Source organism: Vibrio sp. dhg (assembly GCF_003443775.1).
Lineage (GTDB): Bacteria > Pseudomonadota > Gammaproteobacteria > Enterobacterales > Vibrionaceae > Vibrio > Vibrio natriegens.
In genome coordinates, this window is the sequence record NZ_CP028944.1 from 33,058 (window position 1) to 59,557 (window position 26,500).

23 protein-coding genes are annotated in these 26,500 nt (G+C 44.8%); 16 read left to right on the forward strand and 7 right to left on the reverse strand.

Annotated elements, in window-relative coordinates:
• The first annotated feature begins 369 nt into the window (after positions 1-369).
• Genes cyoA through cyoE form a run of 5 tightly spaced genes read left to right on the forward strand, consistent with a single transcriptional unit; the run spans position 370 to position 5,071 of the window.
• On the forward strand, positions 370-1,251 hold the full coding sequence (gene cyoA, locus DBX26_RS15885) for a ubiquinol oxidase subunit II (protein WP_024372973.1): 882 nt from the start codon (positions 370-372) through the stop codon (positions 1,249-1,251).
• A gap of 5 nt (positions 1,252-1,256) precedes the next feature.
• On the forward strand, positions 1,257-3,293 hold the full coding sequence (cyoB, locus tag DBX26_RS15890) for a cytochrome o ubiquinol oxidase subunit I (protein WP_118119896.1): 2,037 nt from the start codon (positions 1,257-1,259) through the stop codon (positions 3,291-3,293).
• Positions 3,283-3,885, forward strand: coding sequence for a cytochrome o ubiquinol oxidase subunit III (cyoC, locus tag DBX26_RS15895; protein ID WP_118119898.1), 603 nt, complete (start codon positions 3,283-3,285; stop codon positions 3,883-3,885). Before cyoB ends, cyoC begins: the two co-directional genes overlap by 11 nt.
• Positions 3,885-4,196, forward strand: a complete 312-nt coding sequence (gene cyoD / locus DBX26_RS15900) for a cytochrome o ubiquinol oxidase subunit IV (RefSeq protein WP_014234374.1) — start codon at positions 3,885-3,887, stop codon at positions 4,194-4,196. The genes cyoC and cyoD overlap by 1 nt, the downstream gene beginning before the upstream one ends.
• Positions 4,157-5,071, forward strand: coding sequence for a heme o synthase (gene cyoE / locus DBX26_RS15905; protein ID WP_196769743.1), 915 nt, complete (start codon positions 4,157-4,159; stop codon positions 5,069-5,071). Before cyoD ends, cyoE begins: the two co-directional genes overlap by 40 nt.
• 112 nt (positions 5,072-5,183) lie before the next feature.
• Here cyoE and DBX26_RS15910 read toward each other — a convergent pair whose 3' ends face one another.
• A complete protein-coding gene (locus DBX26_RS15910; protein ID WP_118119900.1) occupies positions 5,184-6,227 on the reverse strand; it encodes an alkene reductase in 1,044 nt (347 codons plus the stop codon).
• A gap of 165 nt (positions 6,228-6,392) precedes the next feature.
• Between DBX26_RS15910 and DBX26_RS15915 the strand changes: the two genes are divergently transcribed.
• Positions 6,393-6,998 (forward strand): TetR/AcrR family transcriptional regulator, encoded by a 606-nt coding sequence (locus DBX26_RS15915; RefSeq protein WP_118119902.1) that lies wholly within the window; start codon positions 6,393-6,395, stop codon positions 6,996-6,998.
• 85 nt (positions 6,999-7,083) lie between these two features.
• Here the strand turns inward: DBX26_RS15915 and DBX26_RS15920 are convergent, their stop codons facing one another.
• The gene (locus DBX26_RS15920; RefSeq protein ID WP_118119904.1) at positions 7,084-8,415 is read right to left on the reverse strand and encodes a basic amino acid/polyamine antiporter; all 1,332 of its coding nucleotides are present in this window, start codon (positions 8,413-8,415) and stop codon (positions 7,084-7,086) included.
• A gap of 7 nt (positions 8,416-8,422) precedes the next feature.
• A complete protein-coding gene (locus DBX26_RS15925; RefSeq protein WP_118119906.1) occupies positions 8,423-9,331 on the reverse strand; it encodes a homocysteine S-methyltransferase family protein in 909 nt (302 codons plus the stop codon).
• A 322-nt stretch (positions 9,332-9,653) separates the two neighbouring features.
• Between DBX26_RS15925 and DBX26_RS15930 the strand changes: the two genes are divergently transcribed.
• The 4 genes from DBX26_RS15930 (at position 9,654) to DBX26_RS15945 (ending at position 13,427) form a co-directional block, all read left to right on the forward strand.
• Positions 9,654-10,478 carry a hypothetical protein gene (locus DBX26_RS15930; protein WP_118119908.1) on the forward strand — a complete coding sequence of 275 codons (825 nt, stop codon included), beginning with the start codon at positions 9,654-9,656 and terminating at the stop codon, positions 10,476-10,478.
• Entirely contained in the window at positions 10,478-11,599 is a 1,122-nt protein-coding gene (locus DBX26_RS15935; RefSeq protein ID WP_118119910.1) for a hypothetical protein, read from the forward strand. Before DBX26_RS15930 ends, DBX26_RS15935 begins: the two co-directional genes overlap by 1 nt.
• A gap of 164 nt (positions 11,600-11,763) precedes the next feature.
• Positions 11,764-12,765, forward strand: a complete 1,002-nt coding sequence (locus tag DBX26_RS15940; RefSeq protein WP_118121212.1) for a 5'/3'-nucleotidase SurE — start codon at positions 11,764-11,766, stop codon at positions 12,763-12,765.
• An 11-nt stretch (positions 12,766-12,776) separates the two neighbouring features.
• The gene (locus DBX26_RS15945; protein WP_118119912.1) at positions 12,777-13,427 is read left to right on the forward strand and encodes a hypothetical protein; all 651 of its coding nucleotides are present in this window, start codon (positions 12,777-12,779) and stop codon (positions 13,425-13,427) included.
• A 91-nt stretch (positions 13,428-13,518) separates the two neighbouring features.
• On the opposite strand, the gene katG is transcribed toward DBX26_RS15945, so the two are convergent.
• Together katG and DBX26_RS15955 are read right to left on the reverse strand one after the other, a co-directional pair.
• Positions 13,519-15,693: a catalase/peroxidase HPI gene (gene katG, locus DBX26_RS15950; protein ID WP_118119914.1), complete on the reverse strand. Its 2,175-nt coding sequence runs from the start codon at positions 15,691-15,693 to the stop codon at positions 13,519-13,521.
• 485 nt (positions 15,694-16,178) lie between these two features.
• The gene (locus DBX26_RS15955) at positions 16,179-17,693 is read right to left on the reverse strand and encodes a vanadium-dependent haloperoxidase (RefSeq protein ID WP_118119916.1); all 1,515 of its coding nucleotides are present in this window, start codon (positions 17,691-17,693) and stop codon (positions 16,179-16,181) included.
• A gap of 730 nt (positions 17,694-18,423) precedes the next feature.
• On the opposite strand from DBX26_RS15955, the gene DBX26_RS15960 reads away from it, so the two are divergent.
• The 6 genes from DBX26_RS15960 to DBX26_RS15985 all read left to right on the forward strand — a co-directional run bounded on the left by DBX26_RS15960 (position 18,424) and on the right by DBX26_RS15985 (position 24,877).
• On the forward strand, positions 18,424-19,809 hold the full coding sequence (locus DBX26_RS15960) for an FAD-binding oxidoreductase (protein WP_014234362.1): 1,386 nt from the start codon (positions 18,424-18,426) through the stop codon (positions 19,807-19,809).
• Between the two features lie 410 nt (positions 19,810-20,219).
• Positions 20,220-20,948 carry an arginine ABC transporter ATP-binding protein ArtP gene (artP, locus tag DBX26_RS15965; protein ID WP_014234361.1) on the forward strand — a complete coding sequence of 243 codons (729 nt, stop codon included), beginning with the start codon at positions 20,220-20,222 and terminating at the stop codon, positions 20,946-20,948.
• Between the two features lie 99 nt (positions 20,949-21,047).
• Entirely contained in the window at positions 21,048-21,779 is a 732-nt protein-coding gene (locus tag DBX26_RS15970; protein WP_014234360.1) for a lysine/arginine/ornithine ABC transporter substrate-binding protein, read from the forward strand.
• Between the two features lies 1 nt (position 21,780).
• Positions 21,781-22,470 (forward strand): arginine ABC transporter permease ArtQ, encoded by a 690-nt coding sequence (artQ, locus tag DBX26_RS15975; RefSeq protein WP_020335985.1) that lies wholly within the window; start codon positions 21,781-21,783, stop codon positions 22,468-22,470.
• Positions 22,467-23,135: an arginine ABC transporter permease ArtM gene (artM, locus tag DBX26_RS15980; protein WP_020335984.1), complete on the forward strand. Its 669-nt coding sequence runs from the start codon at positions 22,467-22,469 to the stop codon at positions 23,133-23,135. Before artQ ends, artM begins: the two co-directional genes overlap by 4 nt.
• Before the next feature lie 311 nt (positions 23,136-23,446).
• Positions 23,447-24,877: a sodium:alanine symporter family protein gene (locus DBX26_RS15985; RefSeq protein ID WP_231113068.1), complete on the forward strand. Its 1,431-nt coding sequence runs from the start codon at positions 23,447-23,449 to the stop codon at positions 24,875-24,877.
• A 95-nt stretch (positions 24,878-24,972) separates the two neighbouring features.
• Here the strand turns inward: DBX26_RS15985 and thpR are convergent, their stop codons facing one another.
• Positions 24,973-25,452: an RNA 2',3'-cyclic phosphodiesterase gene (gene thpR, locus DBX26_RS15990; RefSeq protein WP_254063590.1), complete on the reverse strand. Its 480-nt coding sequence runs from the start codon at positions 25,450-25,452 to the stop codon at positions 24,973-24,975.
• Positions 25,453-25,538: 86 nt separating this feature from the next.
• Positions 25,539-26,429, reverse strand: coding sequence for a LysR family transcriptional regulator (locus DBX26_RS15995; RefSeq protein WP_118119919.1), 891 nt, complete (start codon positions 26,427-26,429; stop codon positions 25,539-25,541).
• Positions 26,430-26,500 lie beyond the last annotated feature (71 nt).

Below are 26,500 nucleotides of genomic sequence, written 5' to 3' on the forward strand. Positions count from 1 at the left end.
CAGTTTTGAGTGATTAACTCGTCAATAGCCAACGTTTATTATTTCCATTTAAGCTACAGCCCTTCAGGCATAAAGGCTTCTAATTCTTATTTAAGCTGCTTCGCTGAGAATTCCCTTTCTTTACTTTCTGTTGATAAATGAAATGTTAGTTTCCAGATATGGCTCGTGAGCTTTAACTGCGAAGTCCTCATAATGCGGCCGAATGTAACATTGTATTTCAAAGTGTAACAATAAACTCACACTGGTTGTGGGGTTTTAATTGCGTTTTGACGTCCAATGTCGCATACGCTCAACACATAAACGTTCTAATGACTATAACAACTGGTTCTGGGCATTTGCTTAGAAACCAGACAACCATCGAGAAAGTTAATGGAAGCCTCAAGATACACACGCATCTTATCGAGAGGGAGTCTGGCGTCCGTCATACTTTTGCTCTCAGGATGTAATTCTGCTTTGCTTGACCCCAAAGGTGCTATTGGTGTCCAGGAAAAAGAGCTGATCATCACTGCTCTTTTGCTGATGTTGATCGTCGTGATCCCCGTGATTCTTATGACGATTTACTTCGCCTATCGATACCGCGCAAGTAACACTCATGAAGAGTACGCCCCTGAGTGGTCGCACTCGACCAAAATCGAAGTGGTGGTATGGACTATTCCAATCATCATTATTGCGATTCTAGCCGCTATCACATGGCGTTCTACTCACGAACTGGAGCCATCTAAGCCTCTGGAAAGTGACGTAAAACCGATAACGATAGAAGTCGTTGCGCTAGATTGGAAATGGCTGTTCATCTACCCGGAAGAAAATATCGCGACGGTTAACTACGTAGCGTTTCCAAAAGATGTGCCAGTTCAGTTCAAATTGACGTCCGACAACATCATGAACGCGTTCTTCATTCCTCGTTTAGGTAGTCAGATTTACGCCATGCCAGGCATGGTAACCAAGCTAAACCTGATTGCTAACCACGAAGGTGACTTCAAGGGCTTTGCGTCGAACTTCAGTGGGGAAGGCTTCTCACAAATGAAGTTCACTGCGTCAGCTATGCCTGATCGCGCTGCATTCCTGAATTGGGTGCAGAAAGTTAAAGCGAGTCCAGACCGTATTGAAGACTGGGTACAGTACAGCACGCTAGCTGAACCTAGTATCGCTGAGCCGGTGACCTTGTTCTCAAGTGTACCTCCGTTCCTGTTCAGCAACGTCGTGACTCAGCATCCTGGTTCTATGAACTGTTTGCCTGAAAACCAAGGATAATCGCAATGTTTGGAAGATTAACTCTGGATTCAATTCCATTCCATGAACCTATTATCGTCATCACCCTAGCGGTAGTGGCTTTAGTCGGTTTAGCCGTGGTTTACACGGTGACTAAAGCTGGAAAGTGGCAGTATTTGTGGAATGAATGGTTTACTTCGGTAGACCACAAAAAATTAGGCTTTATGTACATCGCGGTTGCGATGGTAATGCTTATTCGTGGTTTCGCTGATGCGGTAATGATGCGTAGTCAGCAGTTACTTTCGTCTGCGGGTGAGGCGGGTTACCTGCCACCAGAACACTATGACCAAATCTTTACGGCCCACGGCGTGATCATGATTTTCTTCGTCGCAATGCCATTGGTTATTGGTCTGATGAACATCATCGTTCCGCTGCAAATTGGCGCACGTGACGTGGCTTTCCCGTACCTGAATAACCTAAGCTTCTGGCTGTTTATTGTTGGTGTTATCCTGACGAACATGTCGCTAGGTCTTGGTGAGTTTGGCCGTACTGGTTGGTTGGCTTATCCGCCATTATCAGGTATCGAAGCAAGTCCGGGCGTCGGCGTTGATTACTGGATTTGGGCGCTGCAAATTTCAGGTGTTGGTACAACACTAACAGGTGTGAACTTCTTCGCGACAATCCTGCGCATGCGTACGCCTTCAATGCCAATGATGAAAATGCCTGTTTTCACTTGGGCATCTCTGTGTGCAAACATCCTAATCATCATTTCATTCCCAATCCTGACGGTAACTATCGCGCTACTAACGCTGGATAGATATCTGGGCATGCACTTCTTTACCAATGATCTTGGCGGCAACGTAATGATGTACGTCAACCTGATTTGGGCATGGGGTCACCCAGAAGTGTACATTCTGATCCTGCCGATTTTCGGTGTGTTCTCAGAAGTGACGGCGACTTTCTCTCGCAAAAAGCTATTTGGTTACACCTCGCTGGTATGGGCAACGATTGTAATTACGATTCTAGCTTTCGTTGTTTGGCTACACCACTTCTTCACAATGGGTTCTGGTGCGAACGTCAATGCGTTCTTTGGTATCGCCACGATGATCATTTCTATCCCGACCGGGGTTAAGATCTTCAACTGGCTATTCACCATGTACAAAGGGCGTATTCGCTTTACAACGCCAATGTTGTGGACGGTTGGCTTCCTGATCACCTTTACCGTTGGTGGTATGACGGGTGTATTGATGGCGGTACCGGGTGCGGACTTCGTTCTGCATAACTCAGTATTTCTGATTGCACACTTCCACAACGTAATTATCGGTGGTGTAGTATTTGGTTGTTTCGCAGCGATCACTTACTGGTTCCCGAAAGCGACAGGTTTCACCATGAATGAAGCTTGGGGCAAACGTGCGTTCTATCTTTGGATCATTGGTTTCTTGATGGCGTTCCTACCGCTATACGCGTTGGGCTTTATGGGTATGACTCGTCGTATCAGCCAAGAAATCAACCCAGAATTCTTCCCACTATTGGCGGTTGCTGCCGCGGGTACAGTCGTCATTGCTCTGGGTGTATTGTCTCAATTCATCCAAATTTACGTCAGTATTCGTGACCGAGAGCAAAACCGCGATCTTACTGGTGACCCGTGGGACGGCCGTACTCTTGAGTGGGCAACGTCTTCACCACCACCGTTCTACAACTTTGCACACCTTCCAAAAGGTGATGTTCTGGATTCATTCTGGTACGAGAAACAAAGTGGTGAGTTTGACCCAACTAAGGAAGTGGAATACGAGCGTATTCACATGCCTAAGAACACGCCAACAGGCATTTATGTGTCAGCTTGGTCACTGCTATTCGGCTTTGGCATGATTTGGTACATCTGGTGGTTAGCTGGCTTGAGTCTGGTAGCTATCGTCGTAACTTGTATCAAACACAGTTACAACGAAGATGTGGACTACTACGTTGAAGTTGAAGAAATCAAAGCGATTGAAGCAGCACGACGTGCACAGCTTGAAGAAGCGAAGAAAGGTTCTGTGAAAGATAACGAAAGCAAAGATGATCTGGAGGTGACGTATGCAAACTAATGTCGCTGCTCATCATGACCATGATCACCACCACGATACTAACGGCAACAAGCTGTTTGGTTTCTGGGTTTATCTGATGAGTGACTGTGTATTGTTCGCGACGCTGTTTGCAACATACGCAGTACTATCTAGCAACTCGATTGCTGGCCCAACGGGTAAAGATATTTTCGAACTGCCTTTCGTGTTTGTTGAAACCATGTTGCTGCTTTTCAGTAGTATCACGTTTGGTTTTGGCATGATCGCGATGAAGCGCAAAGATGTCGCTGGCCTTAAACGCTGGCTGCAAATTACTTTTGCGCTGGGTCTTGGCTTCATCTGCATGGAAGTTTACGAGTTCCATCATTTGATTGCTGAAGGTTACGGCCCTCAGGAAAGTGCGTTTCTCTCTGCGTTCTTTACATTGGTAGGCACGCACGGCTTGCACGTGTCATTTGGTCTGATTTGGTTGGCAGTGGCTTATCACCAACTGTCTACCAAAGGCCTGAACGATAACATGGCGATGCGTTTTAACTGCTTGAGCCTGTTCTGGCACTTCCTGGATATTGTTTGGATCTGTGTCTTTACCATCGTTTACTTACTGGGGGTAATGTAATGGGACAACATATTGAAACAAGTGCGTCTGATTACGTTAAAGGCTTCGTTGCGTCGCTTATTCTAACGGTGATTCCATTCTACTTTGTTTGGGCGCAATCTCTGCCACAGGCAACGACATACGCGGTTCTGTTTGGCTGTGCATTGGTTCAGATCTTTGTGCATTTCAAATATTTCCTGCATATGGAAGCGAAGACAGATGATGGTCGCTGGAATCTGGTTTCACTGATGTTTACTGCTATTGTTGTGCTTATTCTGATCGCAGGTTCGATCTGGATTATCTACAACATGAACGTCAACATGAAGTTGTAGGCCAAGGTATGCTGAAAAGTTATTTGTCTATCACCAAACCGGGCATTATTTTCGGCAACCTGATTTCTGTTGCGGCGGGGTTTTTCCTCGCCGCAAAAACAGAACCTGCTAGCCTGACGTTGTTTCTGACAACGTTGGCTGGTGTGGGGCTTGTCATTGCTTCAGGTTGCGTGGTGAACAATATTTTTGATCGCGATATCGATCAAAAGATGGCGCGTACTCAGAACCGTGAGCTAGCGAAAGGGAACATCAATATTGATGTCGCGTTTGTCTATGCTTTGGTTTTGCTTTTGGTTGGAACGGGCTTACTGTTTCAACTTGCCAATCCACTTTCTGCGGTTGTTGTCCTGCTTGGTTACGTGTACTACGTGTTCTTTTACACCATGTGGTACAAGCGTAACTCGGTTTACGGCACTTTAGTCGGCAGTATTTCAGGTGCTGTTCCGCCATTAGTTGGCTATCTGGCAGTGACAAACTTCATTAGCTTAGAAGCCATTTTGCTGTTCACTATGTTCTGCCTGTGGCAAATGCCGCACTCGTACGCGATTGCTATGTTCCGCATGCAAGACTACCGAGAAGCGGGCATTCCTGTACTGCCTGTTAAAGAAGGCATCCATAAAGCCCATCGTCATATGAAAGCGTACGTGGTGGCCTTCGGTGCTGTTTCATTGGGACTCTTTTTGCTCGGTGAAGCAGGGTATGAATACCTGGCTGTCGCAGCCGTTGTTTGCTTTATGTGGACAAAAGTGACTTTCCGCAGCATTGACGATGAAAACTACGTTGCGTGGTCGAAGTCGGTGTTTAAAGTCTCTTTGCTGGTGGTAATGGGGATCAGTGGAGTGCTAGGGGTAGAGTTACTTCCGTTGGCGATTTAGACGTTAGTCGTCAATGCTATCAGGAAGAAATCCGTTCATCGGCTATCTTTTGGCTCCATCAAAAAAACGGCTCACAAGGAGCCGTTTTTAATATCTAGCTTAATTTAAAGCACTAAACCAGCGTTTCCAGCATCGCTGCATCGTATTCAACAAGTTCTTTGTTTTCCTGAACTCGGTTTACGTAGTCTGGGTTCGCGATGAATTGACGACCAATGGCAACCAAATCAAACTTATTTGCTTGGATTGCTTCTGCGCCAGTTTCTGCTGTATAGCCACCCACACCCATCAACGTCTTTGAGTAAGTATCACGCAGGTATTGCGATACGCGGCCACCAAGGAAGTCAAACTCTACGCTGTCGTCGAACATACCTTCGTGCAAGTAAGCCAAGTTACGCTTTTCTACTTCTGGCAGGAAGTAATCAAACACCTGACGGTCGCGAGGGTCAGCTTCTATATGCATGTAACCCGCAGGGGACACGCGCAAGCCAACAAGTTCTGAACCGATACGGGCAACAACGGCATCTATCACTTCAAGTGGAAAACGGGACATGTTTTCTGGCGTTTCACCGTATTCATCTGTTCGATGGTTTGTATCGAAGTGTAGGAACTGATCCAGCAGGTAACCATTAGCAGCGTGGATCTCAACGCCATCAAATCCTGCGTCAATCGCGTTTTGTGCTGCCTGTGCGTAGTCTTCTACTAACTGAGCAATCTCTTCGTGAGTGGCTGGTTTTGGCACGGTATAAACGAGTTCGCGCATACGAGGAACGGTGCCATCAAATGCGACCGCAGAAGGCGCTAATACGTACTCTCCACCAAAGAAGTGCGGATGAGCGACACGGCCAGTATGCCAAAGCTGGGCAAAGATCTTACCGCCGTTCACGTGCACTGCGTCGGTGACTTTTTTCCACCCTTCAATTTGTGCTTGGGTAAAAAGCCCCGGCGTATTCGGGTAACCCTGACCATCTGCACGAATAATGGTTGCTTCGGAAATGATCAAACCTGCATCTGCACGTTTCGCGTAGTAATCCACCATTGCATCAGTAGGCACCAGATCATCGTCTGCCATACAGCGCGTGAGTGGCGCCATTGCAATTTTGTTTTTCAGTGTAATTTTGTCGTTGAGTTTATACGCTTCGAATAATGTTTTTGTCATGAGCATGCTCCTAATGAACGCTAGGGTAATATGCTAACCCTTTTTTGAATGATCATTCAAGATATTTTTTGAACGCTCATTCAAATAGCTTGTTAAACCTTGTTAACCCCAGTAAACTTAGGGTGTTTGTAAGGTTATAGAGCCCAGCTAGTTGAGAAATGTCAGATGAGAAATGCCGAATTCGACCGAGAATATGTTTTAAGCTCAGCGATGAATGAGTTCATTGCTAAGGGCTACAATAAAACCAGCATGCAAGATTTGAAGCGTGCGACTGGGCTGCATCCGGGCTCTATTTATTGCGCATTTGAGAACAAAAGAGGCCTATTGCTCGCTTCTCTTGACCATTACACGACGACGAAATCTCAGGCTTTTGAGCAGTTCTTCAACGACCCTAAACAGATTCTGTCCGGTTTTGAACGTTATCTTCATGACATTATCGAGTTCAGCGAATGTGAAAGCGGTAAAGGCTGTTTATTGCAAAAGGCGTTGAGTGAGCTTGATCAGCAAGATGAAGAGATCGAAGCCATCATTTGTAACATGCTTGAGCAATGGAAACTCAGTATTCAATCCAAGCTAGAGTTAGCAAAAGAGAATGAAGAAATTGCACCAGGGACCGATTGCGAGTTGTTAAGTGATTTTCTGGTGATGAATATTTACGGGTTGCGGGCGTTTGCCAGTACGAGACCGACTGAAGCACGTCTGGGCCAACTCGTCGACAAAATCATGCTGAGTCTGAAGAGCAGCTGTGTGGATGGAAAAGCAGTGGCCTAAGTATTGCGGTTCGAGATTCGAGAAAGGATGGCTGTGATGCCATCCTTTTTTATAGCGAGCGACATTTTTATCGTAAATATCGTTTTTATGCCGAGGCCGGGTTCAATCGATGTTGACGTCGGCTGTACACGTATAACGCAATTCCTGGAATATAAAGAATCGCTGAAAGTAATAGCGTATCGACACCAGCCGCATAGACCAGCCAAATGCCATAAATACTGGCTCCAAAGCCAATCAATTTTAACTGCAAGCGAGCGTTAGTCTGGATGGATAACTTAAGCAGATACGCGCCAACCAAGAAATAGGGTATCAAAATCATTGACGTCGAAATCAAAACGAGCGTGTTATAACCTTCACCTGTAAGCATCACGAGTATTAAGCACAGTTGCACCGTTAAACTAGTGAGGAACAGCGAGTTTTTCGGGGTGTCGTTATCGTTAGATTTCGCAAAGAACTTAGGAAATGCACCGTATTTAGCCGCGGTGTAAGGGACTTCGGCAGAATACAAAATCCAGCTTAAGTACGACGCCAGCACCGATACAATTAAACCAATACTGATCACCGCTTTACCCCACGATCCAGTCATCGCAGCCATCAGCCCAGCCATCGAAGGATTCGATATCGTGGCGATCTCTGCACGAGAAGCAATTCCGAGTGACATAAGAGAAATCAAAACGTACAAGATTAAGGCGGCGATAACACCAAGGTAAGTTGCGCGGCCTATGTCTTTGCGGTTTTTTGCTCGTCCCGACAAAATTACAGCACCTTCAATACCAGTAAACACCCACAGTGTAATTAGCATCGTACCTTTCACTTGCTCTATAAAAGGTTGTTGTAGTGTTTCTCCTTGTGGATCGATATGAAAAGTATCGGTATCAAAGAAGTAGTAAGCGGCGCAGACAAAGAGGATTAACGGTACGCTTTTAGCCAACGTTGCCAGCAAATTGATGAAGGCGGCTTGCGTGACTCCTCTTAGGATCAAACTGTGAACTGACCACAGCACGAGGGACTCGCAGATGAAGGCATAGATGGTTGTACCGTCACCAAATAACGTGAAGTCTGGAGTATCTACAAAAGCACCAAGCGCAGCAAACGCGACGACAAGGTAGCCTACAACGCCTATCGTCGCACACAACCAATAGCCCCATGCAGAAAGGAAACCTGCGAGATCACCAAACCCTTCTCTGGCATAGGCATAGATGCCGCCGTCCAAATCTGGCTTAAGGCGAGATAGGTGAAGAAAGCAACCTGCCAGAAGTAGAATGCCGACACCAGTAATCGTCCAGCCGACGATCATCGCATTGAGTCCGGCTACCTCTGCCATGTTTTGCGGTAGGCTGAATATTCCTGCACCAACCATTGAACTAAAGACTAACGCTGTCAATGCGGTTAAGCCAATTCGATTTCCTTGCGACATATTTAACCTAACCTTTGAAATGCTGACTTAGTTTAGCAATGTGTTCAGGCCCGATACCACAGCAACCACCGATGATAGACGCGCCAGATTGACGCCATTTTTCTGCCCAAATCAGGTAAGCATCAGGGCTTAAGTCGTCACGAATTTCATCGAGACCATCGTTAGCCGTTGCATCTTTTGGTTGCGGAGGAAACGCATTCGCGTAAACACCAAGGCGGATGTGAGATAAACCGATTTCCTCTAGTGTACTCACTGAAACTTGTAATGCTTCCTCTACGATTTCTGGTTGGCAACAGTTAAACAAAATGGCGCTTACCCCAGCTTGTGCCATGGTTGTGACCGCCTGTTGTACCGTCTCACCGGAGCGCAGACATGGCTCGTCTGTAGGCTCAGAATCCTCCAGTGTAAACGAGACCCAAAATGGCTTCACTTCAGAGGTTAATTCATCTACCAACGCTTTTACTGCCACAGATTCGGCAATTAAGCTTTGAGTTTCCGCGAGCCAGAAATCGACCGAATCTGACAAGCCTAGAATTAACGGAGTCGCTAAGTCACGTACGTGTTCCTGATCGTACAGGTCTGGTCGGTAGGAGCCGAATAGAGGAGGAAGTGAACCCGCGACGTTAGCGCCTGTCCCTTGTGCCGCTTCCTTTGCTACTTGGCCAGAAAGCGCAGCGAGTGATTGTCCTGCTTCTTTGAAGCGCGCTTCTCCGATATGAAATGGCACCAATGCGTAGCTGTTAGTTGTAATTACCTGAGCACCGCTTTGAATGTAGTCAGTGTGTACATCTTTAACGATTTCAGGCGCTTCGATCATAGCAAGCGCAGACCACTCCGGCTGACGAAAAGGCGCACCACGACGATTTAATTCTCGTCCCATACCACCATCAAGAATCAACATCGTATTTGTTTTCATTTTTCTTACACCTTTAAATGGAAATCTAGCCGTTTGGATGGCTAAAATTAAATGAGAACGTTACCAATTTCAACCGTTAATTGTCAGTTTGTTAATATTCGCTATTAAGTGATTAGGTTTTGAACAGCTCAAGTTGTACAAAATCTATAGAGACGATGCTTGTCAGTGAGTAGTTGCGTTGAATTACTTCTTGTATGTTCGCATGCGCTAGATGAATCGAATATTGCGTGAATAGCTATTCAATTGAATCGTGCGCATTGTCATATCGGCGTAATAACAATTAAGTAAATTCTTCACAAAAATGAAGGAACGAATCATCGTTATGAACGACGTGCTAACGCGGCTATGGAACCACAATCACGCACCATGGATCTTTAAAACAGGTTGTCTTTTATTAATAACCTCACTTCTCTTGGTTATTCAATCGCCCCGTGCTGAATTACCGCCAGTTACATCATTTAACCAGTTATCCTGTTCGGAACTCGATCAGAACTATCAACCTGTTTCTGATCGATACCAATTGGATATACTCATTCCTGCTCACGCTATGGCATTACCGTTGCTATCAAAATTATGTGAAGCCCCGGAGTTTAATGGTCAGTATTCGGATATCGTGGTGCATTGGCTTCCTCGCAGACAGGTGACGCCGCAAACCATTTATAGTCAAAAATTTGATGTGATGTGGGCGAGGGAATACCAACTTTCCGGCTTGAGCCCCGACTACACCAATTATTACGACAAACTGCTCAGCCTGTCTGGTTATGATGTGTTGTGGTTTGCTAATCAACCGATTGGTGATCAGTTTCTAAAGACCCATCGAATTGGTTTACTGAACGATACCTTTAGCCGTTCGGGCTACCAGCTTCCGGTAAAACAGTTAACGTCGCTCTCTATAGATGTGCGCTCTTCTCTGGTGACTTTACATCCAACGCGTAAAGCAATGATTGACGCCTTCAAGAAAGGAGAGGTTGACGTGATTTCGGGGACCAATCATAGCCCGATAAACCAATCAGAACTGGAGGTACATACATCGGTGATCGCCAATGGTGTTTCTGCAGGTGGATGGTTTGTTTCTCATTCGTGGGTGCGTTTGTCAGATGAGATGCTCCGTCAACGGTTAGCTAAAGCGTTAGGAGAGATCGGATAATGCCTTTGAAAGTGATAGCGCAGGACAACTGGAAAATGTTGGCGGGGCTGACGTTATTTTATTTGATGGTGTCCTTAGTCAGTGGTGCGCTTTTTACCCAATACCGTTATTCGCAATTTGTGAATCAAGACTTAATGTCTGCGCGCAGTCATATTTGGCTTGATGGTGCGGAAATGGGTGAGCGTCCAGAAACACAACGTATTTTCAAATTGAAAAGCCAGCTGTTGTTGGATCAGGTTAGTTGGTACAACCCAATACAAATTTTTAGCGAGTGTCATACTGCCGCGCCGTCTTTGTCTCCTGAAGACAACTACTCTCTGAGACTACCATTAACATTTTCTCTCGATTTATCTGCAGACCAAACTGGCGACTTAATCGATATAAACTGTCAATTGCAAGGAGAGAACTGGCTTTTTACCTCTATTTTGTGCGCCGCTTTGTCGATCCTATTTATCTCTTTTCAGCCTCGTCCACTTAATACAGATGACCTGAAACTGCTTAAGCGATTACTGCAAATTGGCGGAACCAGTGTTGATCAAAAGCGTTGGAAGCAAGCTATTGAGAAATTTCGTGCAACAAATCCAGACAAGGGCATTAATGAAGATTACCTCAGACGAGTTCTCGAAACCAAAGCGGAAAAGTTTCAATCTGTAGAAGAGAGATTCAGGTTGCTTGAACAGGCATCTAAGCCACTCACGTTGTCGTTTTTAGTCAATAGTGGGAATGTCGAAGTGCGTGTCAATGATGTCATGATCCCAATGTCTACTACACCGGCAATTTACTGGCTATGGTACGCGAAAAAGCGCATGACGCATTCTAATGACGGTTGGGTATTGAATCCGCCAAGTAACCGACCTTCTCAGTCACTGGCTGCGGAGCTGATTACATTGATGGAAAATTATGGTGGACACGGAAGAGCAATCAGTGAACTCAAGCAGAACGGATTAAAGGCAAAAACGCTCGACCAAAATCGCAATAAAATTAAAGATGCATTGGTTAATAGTTTAGGAGAAAGCTTTATTGAACAATTTGGCTTTGAAAGTGATAAACAAGAAGACAATACGCAATCAATTTATCGTTTGAAGATATCTCCAAATGATATTTCAATAAATGAAAGTTGATTTATCTTATTGAATTCAAAGGATAATATTTTATAGATATCTCTAAACTGTAATCAGATATATTTGTAACAGAAGCTTCATCATTTTTCGTCAAAGTAGCTGCCACTGAGTTCGGACAAGGTGTCTGAATGGAAACTAAAAGCAGTGAAATAAACGGAAAGATTATGAAAAAATTATCAAAACTTTGCCTTGCGATGGCGGTGGGCTCTTCATGTGCAATGTCAGCAAATGCACTTGCGTTGAATATCGTTTTAACCAACGACGATAGCTGGGAAACAACCAACATCCAACTGTTGAAATCAGCATTAGAGGAAGCAGGCCACGATGTGATCATGTCTGCACCTTGTACGGGGCAAAGTGGTAAAGGTGGCGCAATGAGTCACTACCGCCCAGTATCAATTGATGAATCTCAGGCTGGAGATCAGGAATATTGTGTCGGTGATACAGATACGAGTGTTGCATTTAAAGATTATGTCGAAGGGACACCAGTCATGGCGGCGATTTATGGTATCGATATCGCGGCGAAGAATGTCTGGGGACAAGATCCAGATCTCGTTATCTCAGGTCCTAATGAAGGTAACAACTTGGGCTTTATGAACAACAACTCTGGAACGCTAGGTGCAACAATGGCAGCCTTGAGCCGAGGTATTCCTGCGATTGCAATTAGTGCTCATCATAATACTTCAAGTGACGCCGAACAGTCTCAGCTTGTAGCTAATGTTGTCGTTGATATTGTAGCTCAGCTCGTTGCGAGCCAGTCATCGGGAGCACCACTTTTACCTGCCTATACGGGATTAAACGTGAACACGCCAGAAGACATGAACAACCACCTGGGATACAAGTTTACCGACGTGGGTTGGAACGCGGGGGCAGAGTTTGCATTTAGTGAAGATCTTTCGCAGCAAAGCACGGCAGTCTACTACATGATGAAACGCCTAATGGAAGAGGGAATGGACTCTAGCGAAGCGCAAGTTGAAGCGGTGGCTTTACTAAAAGACAAAAAAGGACTCTCATTTAACATGGGTGATGCCGGCGATACTAATCAGAACTCTGAGGGTGTTGCTGTAAACCAAGGGTACATTACTATCAGTACCATTGACGGTAACGTTCAAGCTGCGCGCGGTAAAGTGGCATTGGTAGAACAACGTCTTGTTGGCTTGGAATAGGAGCGACAAGAATGAATCGACACAATACTTTGCTTGTTACTTTATTATCGGTTTCCGCTCTGTGGGGATGTAATAGCGACAGTGATGACAACGAGCAAGCGCATGTGCAAAGTGGTGTTTACTCAGGCGTTATTTGGGCGGATGACGCCTCTCCAGATGGTGCGCAGGTCGTTATACAATATGGAGTGGAGCCACAACTTACGCTTTGGGATGCGAGAGAACATCAAACTTCGTACCTAGGGGCTCTAAGCAATGATCAAATCACGTTTTCTGTCGCTTCCGTTAACTGTGAAATGAGCGGTACAAACTTGACATGTAATAACGCTAATGGTTCTTCCGTTTTATTACCCATCACCCAAGAAAGCACTGACCTGAGCAATTATGCTGGCACTTATCAGGCAAGATATTCTGACGGACTTTATCAAATGTCGATTGATGAAGCGGGGGCAATCGCGTTAACTGGATCTGCTTGTAGCAGCGAAGGTTCGCTTTTTACTTCGACAGCAATAGAAAGCGTAATCATGATGGAACTGCTTGATGCGCAATGTATTCAGATTGGGAATGTAAATATTGCAACGCTTGAAGTAGATAATGATTCTTTGGTTAGTATCAACGTTCAAACAGACAGTGATGAGTTCCCACAAGTCTGGGTTAAACTGTAATAGATTTACAGTGTAAACAAAAAGCCGCTAAAAATAGCGGCTTTTGATTTAATACGCACCAAAGTGCATTTTCAGTGTATGTGGCTCGTTATTAAACCAAATCGAATCGGTCTGCGTTCATCACTTTCGTCCAAGCCGAGATAAAGTCTTTTACGAACTTCTCTTGATTGTCATCTTGAGCGTACACTTCAGCATAAGAACGCAAGATGGAGTTTGACCCAAAGACTAAGTCTACGCGCGTTGCTGTCCATTTCGCTTCACCTGTTTTACGGTCACAAATATCGTAAGAGTTGCGGCCAGTTGGTTTCCATGTGTACGACATGTCCGTTAGGTTTACGAAGAAGTCATTGGTCAGCGCACCTACACGGTCAGTAAACACACCATGTTGAGTGCCGCCGTGGTTAGTACCAAGTACACGCATACCACCTAGTAGTACCGTCATTTCTGGACCGGTCAGGCCAAGCAGCTGGGCACGGTCTAGCAGCATTTCCTCTGGTTTAACGGCATAATGCTGTTTCTGCCAGTTTCGGAATCCGTCAGCCACTGGTTCAAGGACATCGAATGACTCAACATCGGTTTGCTCCGCCGTAGCATCACCGCGACCAGGTGTAAATGGCACTGTAACGTCAAAACCTGCCGCTTTAATTGCTTGTTCAAGCCCGACATTACCAGCAAGCACGATAGTATCCGCCACGCTGACACCAGATTCATCTGCAATCTTAGTTAGTACATCAAGTACGCGAGCCAGACGTTGTGGTTCGTTGCCTTCCCATGCGTTTTGTGGAGCTAAGCGTATGCGTGCGCCGTTAGCACCACCTCGAAGATCCGAGTGTCGGAATGTACGTGCACTGTCCCAAGCGGTTGAAACCAAATCAGAAACGCTTAAGTCCGTTGCTGCAATTTTTGCCTTTACTGCGTCTACGTCGTAGTTGGTCGTGCCAGCAGGGATTGGATCTTGCCAGATAAGATCTTCGGCTGGTACATCTGGGCCAATGTAACGCGCTTTAGGGCCTAAATCGCGGTGCGTCAGCTTAAACCAGGCTCTCGCGAATACTTCGTTAAAGTACTCTTGGTCTTGGTAGAAGCGCTCAGAAATCTTGCGATACTCAGGGTCAACCTTCAAAGCCATATCGGCATCTGTCATCATTGGGTTGTAACGAATTGACGGATCTTCAACATCGACCGGCTTATCTTCTTCTGCGATATCTACAGGCTCGTATTGCCAAGCGCCTGCAGGGCTTTTAGTTAGTTGCCACTCATGTTCTAGTAGCATTTTGAAATAGCCGTTGTCCCATTGAGTCGGATGGCTTGTCCAAGCGCCTTCAACGCCGCTGGTTACGGTGTCACGGCCAATGCCGCGAGATTTGTGGTTATTCCAACCAAGACCTTGCTCTTCAATGTCGGCACCTTCAGGGTCTGGACCTAAGTTTGCCGCGTCGCCATTACCGTGAGCTTTACCAACCGTGTGACCACCTGCCGTTAAAGCGACGGTCTCTTCATCATTCATCGCCATACGTGCAAAGGTTACACGCATGTCGGCTGCGGTTTTAAGAGGGTCTGGATTACCGTCTACACCTTCTGGGTTCACATAGATCAAACCCATCATCACTGCTGCCAGAGGGTTTTCAAGGTCACGTTCGCCAGAGTATCGGGTACCTTCGCCACCACTTGGCGCTAACCATTCTTTTTCGGAACCCCAGTAAATGTCTTTTTCCGGATGCCAGATATCTTCTCGGCCAAAGGCAAATCCAAAGGTTTTAAGACCCATAGATTCATATGCCATGTTACCCGCAAGAAGCATTAAATCTGCCCAGCTTATTTTGTTGCCGTATTTTTTCTTAATTGGCCACAACAAGCGACGAGCCTTATCTAAGTTGCCGTTGTCTGGCCAGGAGTTAAGTGGCGCAAAGCGTTGGTTACCAGTTGAACCACCCCCGCGACCATCAGTGGTGCGGTAGCTACCAGCGGAGTGCCACGCCATACGAATCATTAAGCCGCCGTAGTGTCCCCAGTCTGCTGGCCACCACTCTTGACTGTCCGTCATTAGCGCTTTCAAATCATTTTTTAAGGCTTCAACGTCAAGTGATTTAAGTGCTTCACGGTAGTCGAAGTCCTCTCCAAGTGGGTTTGTTTTTTTGTCGTGCTGATGGAGAATGTCTAAGTTAAGCGCGTTCGGCCACCATTCCATCACGGTCGAACCGGTGGAAGTCATGCCACCATGCATTACCGGGCACTTTCCTGCTGAGTTATTATCGCTGTTGTTCATAGGGTGTCCTTTTAGCAGTGAAATATTATTTTTTCTTAAAACAGAAAATGTAAGTGTTTTATCACTGTTTGATTATCTGTTTAGAAGTTAATGTTTATACATCTCAGTAACTTGTAATTGATAATAGTAAGGAACCTGAGATTTATCATATCACTTAGACCGATTAATTTAATAAGCTAAGCCTATCAATCTCTCGCAGGAGTTTTTAGCTCAGCTGGACGTTCTGAACCTTTATTTTTAGATAAAACCTTATTTAGATTAGATGCTTAAAAGGGAGTGTAGGTCATGCTCTACAGCAGGATATTAGTCTTGAAAGAAGAGGTGTTTAATCGGAAATAGAAAAGTAATAGTGGGTATTTGAAATGTTAGTAATAGTACTCGTAAATCAATAAACTCGCCTTTTAAAAATGAACTTAAGTCATATATAAAAGGCGAGTGTAGACGTTTTTTGTGATTACTAGATATTATCAGTGTCTAAACTTATATTATTGTGCCGTACCATTTATGTAAGTTTTTAACCAATCGTAGGCTGCTGAACCAATAGGATCTCCGATCGATTGACCAGCCGGAATGGAGTCATAAAAGTGGACCCCAGCCCATAAACGACTTAACCCACACTTATCAGAGAATTCGTCCCAAGTACTCCAACCCAAAACGGTGTGCGATTGCGGAGTTACCCCTGGTTCAATTAGAGATGTTCCCGATTGCTTATCTAGGACTTCAAACTGTTCAGGCAAGAATCCAGGTTGCCAGAAACTTAGATCGTTAGCAGCTTCGTAAGGAAGGCCTAACTCTTCTTGTAAGTAGCGCTTGGTCGAAGTGGCATGAGCGCGGCAAAAACTGGCACTGGCTGAAGGGTATTCTGGGTGATTTGCGGATTGTAAATATGGTCGCCATTCACTACCTTTAAGATCGCTTACTGTACCCATTCCAGGGCCACCCCAAGCGGTAAGGTTGTCGTTCTTATACAGATAGCCAATCGCTGAAAATGGCCTGACGGCGTCGTATTTTCGCTTATTGTCCCAAACTGTTATCCCTGCATCGAAGGCTGCGACGTTCACCAGGTAATCAAGCTGAACAAATTGTTCTAGTGATAGGTGGTGATAGAAAGTCGCGGCTAGCGTTGAATAACCCAAGCTAATGATTTTATTGTCATAAAACTCCGAAAATAGCTTTTGTTCATCAGTTAAGTCTGCTTGTGCTTCTAATACTTCATTGGCTTGCTCGATATAGTCCGGAAATGCTTTGCCACTTGGATTTATGGCATAAGACCTTGTTGGTTTAGGCACAGTTATGGTTGGTTTGTCGTAACTAAAAGGTTGGGTGCTGCCTAATTGAGGGGTGACAAATTGTTGGGAGAAAAAGATGCCGCTACCAGATGTGAGTGTATCTGGCTGCCATCGTCTAGGGTCGGTTAATTTTTCTGCGGTGTTAACTGGTCGATAGCCTGTGCAATCAGCGTACGGCTTTGGATAATATTGGTTACAGTCGGTTCCTAACTGGTTCATGCCATCATCGACACGAGCTGCCACAACGGCGTTACCTGCAAGGTTACCCACGCCTATCGCCGTGTCCGCATCAAGTGTATTGTCATCTGGGTCGAGCCCCACAGTGAGCAGCATGGCATCCCAGTCCGAAGCAAATTGTGGCATTAAGCTATTGAGCACTTTATGGCTGGCGTACATGATTGCGATGTTTCTTGCTGAATCACTGTCTCCTGCGTTAAGTCGACCTAAGTCGGAATGTACACCAATCGCGGTATCACTATAAGGTGCAATAGCGTCAAACCAAGCCGCAGTTATTAGTGTGGTCGTTCTTAATATTAGTGGAGCATCACCGGGAGATACCGTTGACAACAATCTTGGCACTGCCGCTTCTATAACCGTTGCGGGTGCGCATATAGGAAAATTCTCCGGGCACTCAAAGGCATAAGAAACACCAGGGACTGAAAGCAAAAGGGTGCTGGTGGCTAACTTTAAAGAAAGTGGTTTAAGTTTCATGCTTGATATCCTATCTAATCCAAGTATTGGATGCTTAAAACATCGGGTTAATACTGCGAACTAAAATCCAATCATTATTTTCTTAATATAAATTAGGTTTATTGTTCTAATTTATATGCGATTTAATGCTCCGTTTGGATAATATAAAATCTATGAATGTCTTATGGCTAAGCAATTAAATCGTAATATGAACGCCTCGATTTCATCCGTTTAATTTTATTTATGGGAGGGTTATCACCAATCTTGAAAGGGTTTCTGGCTCTTTTTGTGGAATTGGATAAGCAATAAAACTGATATCAATCTTAATAATTAGTTAGTGATTTCTTTTTGTTAAGTGATTGTATAAGCGTTATATTTTTATTTTATTGATTTAAATATCAGTAATGAGACGCTTTTTCATCACTATCTCAATGAATTGCTCATACACTTTAAACGTTTTAAAAACTGTATCACCCCGAATCTATTGTTGGAGCTCGGGTTCCAAGGTAGACAAGTAAATTAGACGATTAAACCTAATTACAGTGACCTGATTAAACTCGAAAATACTGTTTTCCTTATCTTGCCTACTTTAGAAAATGGACGATCTACTTTTTAGCAATATATTGAGGTTTAAGAAGCAGATTATTGTAACTGGATAATAGCTACTCTAAATAAACGTTTAAGTATGAGGAGCTTGGGTGTCTTATTCAATACTCGCAAGTGCTCATGCAAAACGTATGAGGCAACTTGTATGAAAAGTATCGAAAGCGCTAAGGTCGAAGACTTTATAAAACATTTCGGTGGTGAGGCTATTTTACCTGATGATGCGTCTTATGATGAGGTTCGTAAAATTTGGAACGGCATGATAGACCGCAAGCCCGGTATGATCGCTCGCTGTAAATCGGCGGAAGATGTTGTGTTGTCAGTGAATTTCGCTAGAGAAAACAATTTGCTTGTCTCTGTTCGAGGAGGAGGGCACAACATTGCTGGTAATGCCGTGTGTGATGATGGTTTGATGATAGACTTAACTCTTCTTAACGAGGTTCAGGTCTATCCGTCAGCACAAAAGGCGATTGTCGGACCCGGTTGTACCCTTGGTGACATCGATGCGAAGACACAAAATTATGGTCTGGCCACTCCTGTAGGTATTAATTCTACGACGGGTATTGCTGGTTTAACGCTAGGTGGCGGCTTTGGCTGGCTAAGTCGTAAATATGGTATGACGATTGATAGCTTGGTATCTGCGAACGTGGTGACAGCAGATGGGCGTCAGTTGCTGGCTAGTGAGACAGAAAATCAAGACTTATTCTGGGCACTTCGGGGGGGCGGTGGTAACTTTGGCATCGTTACTCAGTTTGAGTTCCAGCTTCACCCTGTTGGTCCTGATGTACTTAGCGGCCTGATCGTATTCCCATTTAGTCAAGCCAAGTCCGTCATTAGTCAATTCGCCCAATTCACGAAAACCGCTCCAGAAGAACTCAGCGTTTGGATGGTTAGCCGTAAAGCGCCACCTTTACCTTTTTTGCCGGAAGAGGTTCATGGTAAAGAGGTCGTCGTTCTTGCCATTTGTTATGCGGGAGATCCTTCCGAGGGTGAAAAGCTGATCGAACCGCTTCGATCGTTTGGTGATGCTCATGGTGAGCACATCGGTGTACAACCTTTTGCCGCATGGCAGCAAGCCTTTGATCCACTTTTAACGCCGGGTGCACGTAATTATTGGAAATCGCATAACTTTACCGCGCTCAGCGAAGGGGTGATCGACGCTGCTATCGAATACGCAGGGAAATTACCGTCACCTCAATGTGAGATTTTTATCGCTTCTCTAGGCTGTGCCGCGTCCCGCCCTGCGCCTGAATCGATGGCGTATTCTTGTCGTGATGCTGAGTACGTTCTTAATGTCCACGGGCGTTGGGATGCCGCGGAAGATGATGAAAAATGCATTACTTGGGCGCGTGATTTCTTCGCGAAAACCAGACCTTTTGCCAGTGGCGGTGCTTACATCAACTTCCTGACTCAGGACGAGTCGGAACGCACCGAGTCTGCTTATGGCCCAACGTACGCACGTCTTCAGGAAATAAAGAAAAAGTATGATCCGAATAACTTATTCAGAATGAATCAGAATATTCCTCCGCAATAATATTTAGTTTCGGATATATCTAACTCGTTCTGATTCAATGCCCTGATAGCTCAAGGAGTTGCGCTATTAGAACGTTGGCTGATTACAGCGGCACGTCGCATTACTAAAGGTTCCCCCATTACTGATTATGAATTTATCCAAGTGGTGGGGGACACCACGGCGAGTAAATCGCAATCCAATCCACAGGTTACCTCCTGCACTTAATCACGTCTCAACTCATCGTTTTTGATGCACTTTCTTATTTACTCGACTCTGTAATTTGTTTACTCATCAAACCAGTCATATGCTCTGTGATGCTGTAATTTACACATACAAAAATTTAACAAAATATATTTTTATACATATATATTGCATAAAATACACTAATTGGTAATATTAACGCCCGATGACAATTAATGCGGTATGACAGCATGAGTATTCAGGTTTGCGGGATCAACAAATCCTACGGTGATACACAAGTTCTTCACGATGTCAGTTTTAATTGTGAAAGCGGTGAAACATTGGTGTTATTAGGCCCAAGCGGCGCAGGGAAAAGCTCTCTGCTGCGCGTTCTCAACCTTTTAGAAGGTGCAGATAATGGCCAGTTAAACATCGCGAATGACGCTTTCGACTTTTCAACTGAAATTAAAGAAAAGCATGGTTTAGCGCTTCGCCGTAAAGTCGGTATGGTGTTCCAGCAATACAACCTTTGGCCTCATATGACGGTGATGGAGAACTTGATTGAAGCACCAGTCAAAGTCTCTGGCATGGCAAAAGATGAAGCCAAACAGCAGGCGATGCAGATTTTAGCGACCTTACATTTGGCCGATAAAGCGGATGCTTGGCCAATGCAGCTATCCGGTGGTCAACAGCAGCGAGTTGCGATAGCACGTGCTTTGATGATGAAACCAGAAGTTCTTTTGTTTGATGAGCCAACGGCTGCGCTTGATCCTGAGATTACTAACCAAGTAGTTAAGATCATTAAAGATTTAAGTGGCACGGGCATTACTCAGGTTGTGGTGACACACGAAGTGGATTTTGCCAAAAAGATTGCCAGCCATGTTTTGTACCTTGAGAAAGGGCATATTGTTGAGCATGGTACAAACGACGCCTTTACCAATCCGCAGACGACTCAGTTTGCTGATTACTTAAAACACTAAAAATGTATACCCATAAAAGGGTGTAACTATAAACAACCTTCACAGATGAACGGCTGTCATTGCGAGTGTCAGCCCAAGACGTACACACGGAGTATTGCAATGAAAAAGATTTTACTAGCTTCACTAATCGGCCTTATGTCTGCAAATGCAGCAGCTCAAGAAGAAATCAAATTCGCGATGGAAGCGACGTACGCTCCATTCGAATACATGGATGAAAATAACCAAATCCAAGGCTTCGATGTGGATCTTGCGAACGCACTTTGTAAAGAAATGGAAACAAAATGTAGCTTCTACAACCAAGCTTTTGACAGCTTGATTCCTGCATTAAAATTCAAACGTTACGATGCGGCTATCTCAGCCATGGACATCACTGATGCGCGTTTAGAGCAAGTAAACTTTTCTGATTCGTACTACGACAACTCAGCTGCATTCGTTTCTGTGAAAGGCAAAGTTGCCGATAAAACTCAGTTAGAAGGCAAGCGTGTCGGTGTACAAAATGGTACAACTCACCAAACATACCTGCTTGAGCAGCTTCCTGGTGTGACTGCGGTTCCTTATGCGAGCTACCAAGACGCATTCATCGATATGAAAAACGGACGTATTGATTCTGTTTTCGGTGATACAGCCGTTGTCGCTGAATGGTTCAAGAAAGAAGATAACCTGACTTACGTTGGCGAACGTGTAACGAATGCGAAGTACTTCGGTAACGGTTTTGGTATCGCGGTAAACAAAGACAATGAAGAACTTGTAAACAAACTGAATACTGCGCTTAAAACCGTAAAAGCAAACGGTCAATATGACGTGATCTTCAACAAGTACTTCGGTAACTAATATGGTGTTAACGGGTTACTCTTTATCGCTTGTGCAAGCTAGTTGGATGACAGTCCAGTTAGCTTTTACAAGTCTGTTAGTCGGTTTGATTCTGGCAGTGTTATTCGCCAGCGGTGAAATGTCTCGTCGTTTATTCGTGAAATGGCCAACAACAGCCTTTGTCACGGTGATTCGCGGATTGCCAGAGCTTCTTGTTGTGTTGTTCATCTATTTTGGCTCAACACAGGTTCTGTTTTTGATCACCGGTGACTTTATTGAAGTTAGCCCGTTTTTGTCTGGTGTGATTGCGCTGTCATTGATCTTTGCTTCTTACGCTTCTCAGACGCTGCGTGGCGCTCTCAAAGCGGTCGGAAAAGGGCAGAGAGAAGCAGCGAGCGCGCTGGGGATCGGTCCGATTCACGCCTTTGTACGCGTTGTTTTACCACAAGCGGTAAGACACGCGTTACCAGGGCTCACTAACCAGTGGTTGGTGTTGCTCAAAGATACCGCATTGGTTTCTCTGATTGGTGTGACTGACCTTCTTAAGCAAGCTCAGCTTACATCTGCTGCGACACACGAGGCGTTTACTTGGTACGCGACAGCGGCTGCCGTTTATTTGGTGATTACTTTGATAACACAACGAGCGGTGAAGCTAATCGATAAGAAGTTTTCGGTTAAAGGAATCAGCATGGGTCAGGAGGCTACCGCATGAACGAACAACACGTTTGGCAATTGCTTGAAGGTCTTGGCACCAGCATCCAACTGACCGCTGCGTCGTTGGTTGTCGGCTGTATCCTTGCTTTGTTGATGACACTAACGTTGATTCTGCGTACGCCAGGCTTGCATTGGTTGAGTCGAGGCATCATTACCTTGTTTACGGGAACACCACTGTTGGTACAGATTTTTCTGGTCTACTACGGCCCAGGGCAATTTGATGTCATCAGGGAGAGCTTCTTGTGGTCATGGCTAAGTCAGCCATGGTTCTGTGCCATGTTCGCTTTAGCGTTGAATACCGCGTCATACAGTACTCAGTTGTTTAAAGGTGCTTTCAACGCAATTCCATCAGGCCAGTGGCAAGCTTGTCGTGCGCTCGGCATGAATAAGTCGACTACGTTAAAAGTATTGCTTCCGTATGCGATTCGCCGCGCGGTTCCGGCATATTCCAATGAAGTGATCTTGGTCTTCAAGGGGACTTCTCTCGCGAGCACCATCACCATTATGGATCTTATGGGGTACGCGCAGCGTATCAACGCTCAAACTTACGATACGCTTACCGTATTTGGTGTTGCGGGTGCATTCTACTTAACGGTCAACGGCATTCTGACGCTGATTTTCCGTCAGGTAGAGAAGAAAGCTTTGGCATTCGAAGCTGCATAACACGCTATTACAAAACGCCATTCAATTTTAAATGCCTCTATTCACGGACTCTCGAATAGGGGCATTTTTTTGTTTCTCATCCTGTAGAAAAACAAATGCTACTTGCCATTTAAAGCGATCGCTTCCCGATGATCTTTAGCTGGGCAATCTTTATTCCTATCCCCAAATTCACTGACTATCATAATAGTTACATGATGTTTTATCGAAAAAACAAAACTGATGTGCCGATTATCATGGACTGAAAAATTTTATACTTATTTATCAAATGTATAGTTAATAAATCAGAAAGCCTTTAATTAATTTGAGGAATAATGATGCAATTACTTGAATCCTTTTTTGGTATTATCGGAGACCTCACATGGGGTTGGGCTCTTGTCCCGTTCCTCGTGATCTTTGGTCTATTCTTTACGATCGTAACTGACTTTGTTCAATTCCGGTTCTTCAAGCGAATGTTTCGCGTATTGCTGACAAAAAACCAGACTTCAGATGAAAAAGCTATCTCTGGTCGTGAAGCACTTTTACTCTCTATTGGTGGACGTGTAGGTGGCGGTAACATCGCTGGTGTTGCTGTTGCAATCACGCTTGGTGGGCCGGGAGCCGTCTTCTGGATGTGGGCGGTGGCATTGGTTGGTATGGCGACCAGTTTGGTCGAATGTTCGCTCGCTCAGCTTTATAAACGAAAGGAAGGCAATGATTTTCGTGGCGGTGCTGCGCGTACGATTATTCATGGTCTTGGTGAGGACTATCGTTGGCTCGCCTACGTTTATGCGGTTTGTCTGATCGCTTCTTTCGCTATCGGATTTAATGCATTTCAGGGCAATACCGTTGCAGGTGCCGCTTCAGACAGTCTTGGTATTGACCGTTTGTACACTGGTGTGTTTCTTTCTATTGCTGTTGGATTCATTATCTATGGTGGTATCCATCGTATTGCGAAAGCGGCCGATGTTATCGTTCCAATCATGGCGGTTGCGTATGTTGCCTTAGCGCTGCTTGTCATCATTATCAACATTGCGGAGCTCCCAGGCGTTATTATGACTATCGTTAAAAATGCTTTCGGTATAGAGGAAGTCGTGGGCGGTGGTATGGGTGCTGCCTTGGCTAACGGTCTACGACGAGGCTTGTTCTCAAATGAAGCGGGTTTAGGTTCAGCGCCTAATGTCGCGGCAACGGCAGATGTATCTCATCCGATAAGTCAGGGTATTACTCAGTCACTATCTGTATTTATCGATACGATTGTTGTATGTAGCTGTACCGCCTTCGTGATTCTACTCGGAGATGTCTATGTGCCGGGAGCCGAAGGTGTTGATGGCGTTGTCCTTACTCAACAGTCTTTGGTGTCTCACCTCGGTCAGTGGTCTCAGTACTATCTAACCGGTGCTATTTTGTTGTTCTCGTTTAGTTCGGTTATCTACAACTACTATCTGGGTGAAAACGCACTAACCTTTATGTCTCAGCGCAAATTGTCGCTGCACATTTTACGAATTGCCGTTATAGCTATCGTATTTGTTGGCGCGGTTGCACCAGGCGCGACTTCAGTATTTTTCTTCTCTGATCCGATGATGGGAATTCTCGCCATCGTAAACTTGCTGGCATTGATCATGCTGTTCCCAACCGCAATGCGTTTGTTAAAGGATTACAGGAAGAAACTTGCTGCCGGTGCTGAGCATCCGGAATTCAATCCCGATGAGTTCCCTGATTTGGATATTGACCGCACGGCTTGGGTACCTAAAAATAAAAAATAGCAAACGTGGAGCAAACCTCCTTTTCAATCCTGTTGAGATTACTTAGAAGGGGGGAGAGCGTTAATCGCGTTTGTTACAGTCACGAGTCAGGGAGCCTATCCCTGACTCTGAAACACCTCATCGATAACTCGATAAGTTAGCTTATTGTCAACGTAGATGCTTTCCATTAGCGCAATTGAATAAACATCAACGTGTTGCGCCTTAACATCGACGTACTTTAGCTGTGTATCGCCAGTATCATGACGAAAAAGCGTAATATGGGGCATATACTTTTTTGCTTCAGTAGCAAAGCCTTGTTCTTTCAGTGCTGTCGTCAATTCTCTTTGTAAATTCATTAATGCGCGATTGCTTGCTATTCCCATCCAAACCAACCGACTTCGTTTTTGGTGAAACGCACCTAAATGATCGATTTGTAGACCATCACATTTTGATTTCAACTGATGCAAGATACGGATTAATTTTTGCTTCTGCTCTTGCGTCGCTTCACCGACAAAAGCCAACGTGAGATGGAGGTTCGCTGTACGAGTATGTCGGCCATTTATACCGTTTGAACGCAATAAATTTTGGTACGTCATTAAGTTGCGCTTTGTGTCATTATCAAAGGTCAGTGCAAAAAATAACCGCATAAAACGCCCTCTCAAACCAGAATCGGTGTTTGTTCTCACTGGATTACTTTAAGAATACTATTGATTATACTTTGGGTCTGTTCGTTCATTTTTACAGTAGACGGCAAGCACACGCAGAGTTCTTCTTCTAGTCGTTTGTCTTTCAGTGGCGTAAACGCCAATTCACCATTCATCACTTGTTTTTCAATGTCATACCAAGTCATAAAACTGACTCCGGCACCTTCACGAACCAGGCTAGCAAGCAAATTAAACGAATTGCTTGTGGCGGAAATATCAAAGCTACTGTTCTGTCTCATGATCTCCGAATAAAGACGCGTATGCACTGATAAGTTTTTGTCAGGAAAGCAAAGTGGCCATTTGAGGCACTCGTGCAATTCTATGGATTTCGTTTTTTCATCGAATAGTTTTGGGAGGTGGACCAGCCCAATCTTAGTCCTGTGCCGCGCTGCAAATTGGATTTTTTCATGTCTGGCGACGTTAAACGCGATAACGAAATCCAATTGATTGTCCAGAAGCAAGTTTGTCAGTGTTTGTGTGTCTCCGGTTGTAAAGTGAACACGTAAATTGTCGAATTGAGAGGAAAGCAAATTGTAAAGTTTAGGCAGAACACTGTGGCTTAGGCAATCAACTGCGCCGATACGTAGTTGAATTAAGTTTTGCTGAGCCTCTTCCTTTAAGCTCCGTCGAAAGCGGTTTTCTTCAGTAATCCATTGTTGCGCTTGTTTATAAAGTGCCTGACCTTGCTCCGTTAGATCAATCCCTTTTGGGAGTCTCACAAGTAGTTGGGTACCGAAATCTTCTTCAAGAATATTCATCTGACGGCTCAGCGCTGACGCGGCAATATGCAGCTTTTCTGCGGCTTTACGTACAGATTTTTCGTGTGCGATGACGACAAACGATCGAATTTCTTTTGTTAATGCAGACATGACTAATATCCGAGAATAAAAATATTGTTCTAAATATTAGCACGCAGCTTTCTAAACGTTCTAGTTTGAAT

Coding starts and splice junctions, on each gene's coding strand:
- cyoA (WP_024372973.1), top strand. CDS start 370: ATGGAAGCCTCAAGATACACACGCATCTTATCGAGAGGGAGTCTGGCG.
- cyoB (WP_118119896.1), top strand. CDS start 1,257: ATGTTTGGAAGATTAACTCTGGATTCAATTCCATTCCATGAACCTATT.
- cyoC (WP_118119898.1), top strand. CDS start 3,283: ATGCAAACTAATGTCGCTGCTCATCATGACCATGATCACCACCACGAT.
- cyoD (WP_014234374.1), top strand. CDS start 3,885: ATGGGACAACATATTGAAACAAGTGCGTCTGATTACGTTAAAGGCTTC.
- DBX26_RS15910 (WP_118119900.1), bottom strand. CDS start 6,227: ATGACAAAAACATTATTCGAAGCGTATAAACTCAACGACAAAATTACA.
- DBX26_RS15915 (WP_118119902.1), top strand. CDS start 6,393: ATGAGAAATGCCGAATTCGACCGAGAATATGTTTTAAGCTCAGCGATG.
- DBX26_RS15920 (WP_118119904.1), bottom strand. CDS start 8,415: ATGTCGCAAGGAAATCGAATTGGCTTAACCGCATTGACAGCGTTAGTC.
- DBX26_RS15925 (WP_118119906.1), bottom strand. CDS start 9,331: ATGAAAACAAATACGATGTTGATTCTTGATGGTGGTATGGGACGAGAA.
- DBX26_RS15930 (WP_118119908.1), top strand. CDS start 9,654: ATGAACGACGTGCTAACGCGGCTATGGAACCACAATCACGCACCATGG.
- DBX26_RS15935 (WP_118119910.1), top strand. CDS start 10,478: ATGCCTTTGAAAGTGATAGCGCAGGACAACTGGAAAATGTTGGCGGGG.
- DBX26_RS15940 (WP_118121212.1), top strand. CDS start 11,764: ATGAAAAAATTATCAAAACTTTGCCTTGCGATGGCGGTGGGCTCTTCA.
- DBX26_RS15945 (WP_118119912.1), top strand. CDS start 12,777: ATGAATCGACACAATACTTTGCTTGTTACTTTATTATCGGTTTCCGCT.
- katG (WP_118119914.1), bottom strand. CDS start 15,693: ATGAACAACAGCGATAATAACTCAGCAGGAAAGTGCCCGGTAATGCAT.
- DBX26_RS15955 (WP_118119916.1), bottom strand. CDS start 17,693: ATGAAACTTAAACCACTTTCTTTAAAGTTAGCCACCAGCACCCTTTTG.
- DBX26_RS15960 (WP_014234362.1), top strand. CDS start 18,424: ATGAAAAGTATCGAAAGCGCTAAGGTCGAAGACTTTATAAAACATTTC.
- artP (WP_014234361.1), top strand. CDS start 20,220: ATGAGTATTCAGGTTTGCGGGATCAACAAATCCTACGGTGATACACAA.
- DBX26_RS15970 (WP_014234360.1), top strand. CDS start 21,048: ATGAAAAAGATTTTACTAGCTTCACTAATCGGCCTTATGTCTGCAAAT.
- artQ (WP_020335985.1), top strand. CDS start 21,781: ATGGTGTTAACGGGTTACTCTTTATCGCTTGTGCAAGCTAGTTGGATG.
- artM (WP_020335984.1), top strand. CDS start 22,467: ATGAACGAACAACACGTTTGGCAATTGCTTGAAGGTCTTGGCACCAGC.
- DBX26_RS15985 (WP_231113068.1), top strand. CDS start 23,447: ATGATGCAATTACTTGAATCCTTTTTTGGTATTATCGGAGACCTCACA.
- thpR (WP_254063590.1), bottom strand. CDS start 25,452: ATGACGTACCAAAATTTATTGCGTTCAAACGGTATAAATGGCCGACAT.
- DBX26_RS15995 (WP_118119919.1), bottom strand. CDS start 26,429: ATGTCTGCATTAACAAAAGAAATTCGATCGTTTGTCGTCATCGCACAC.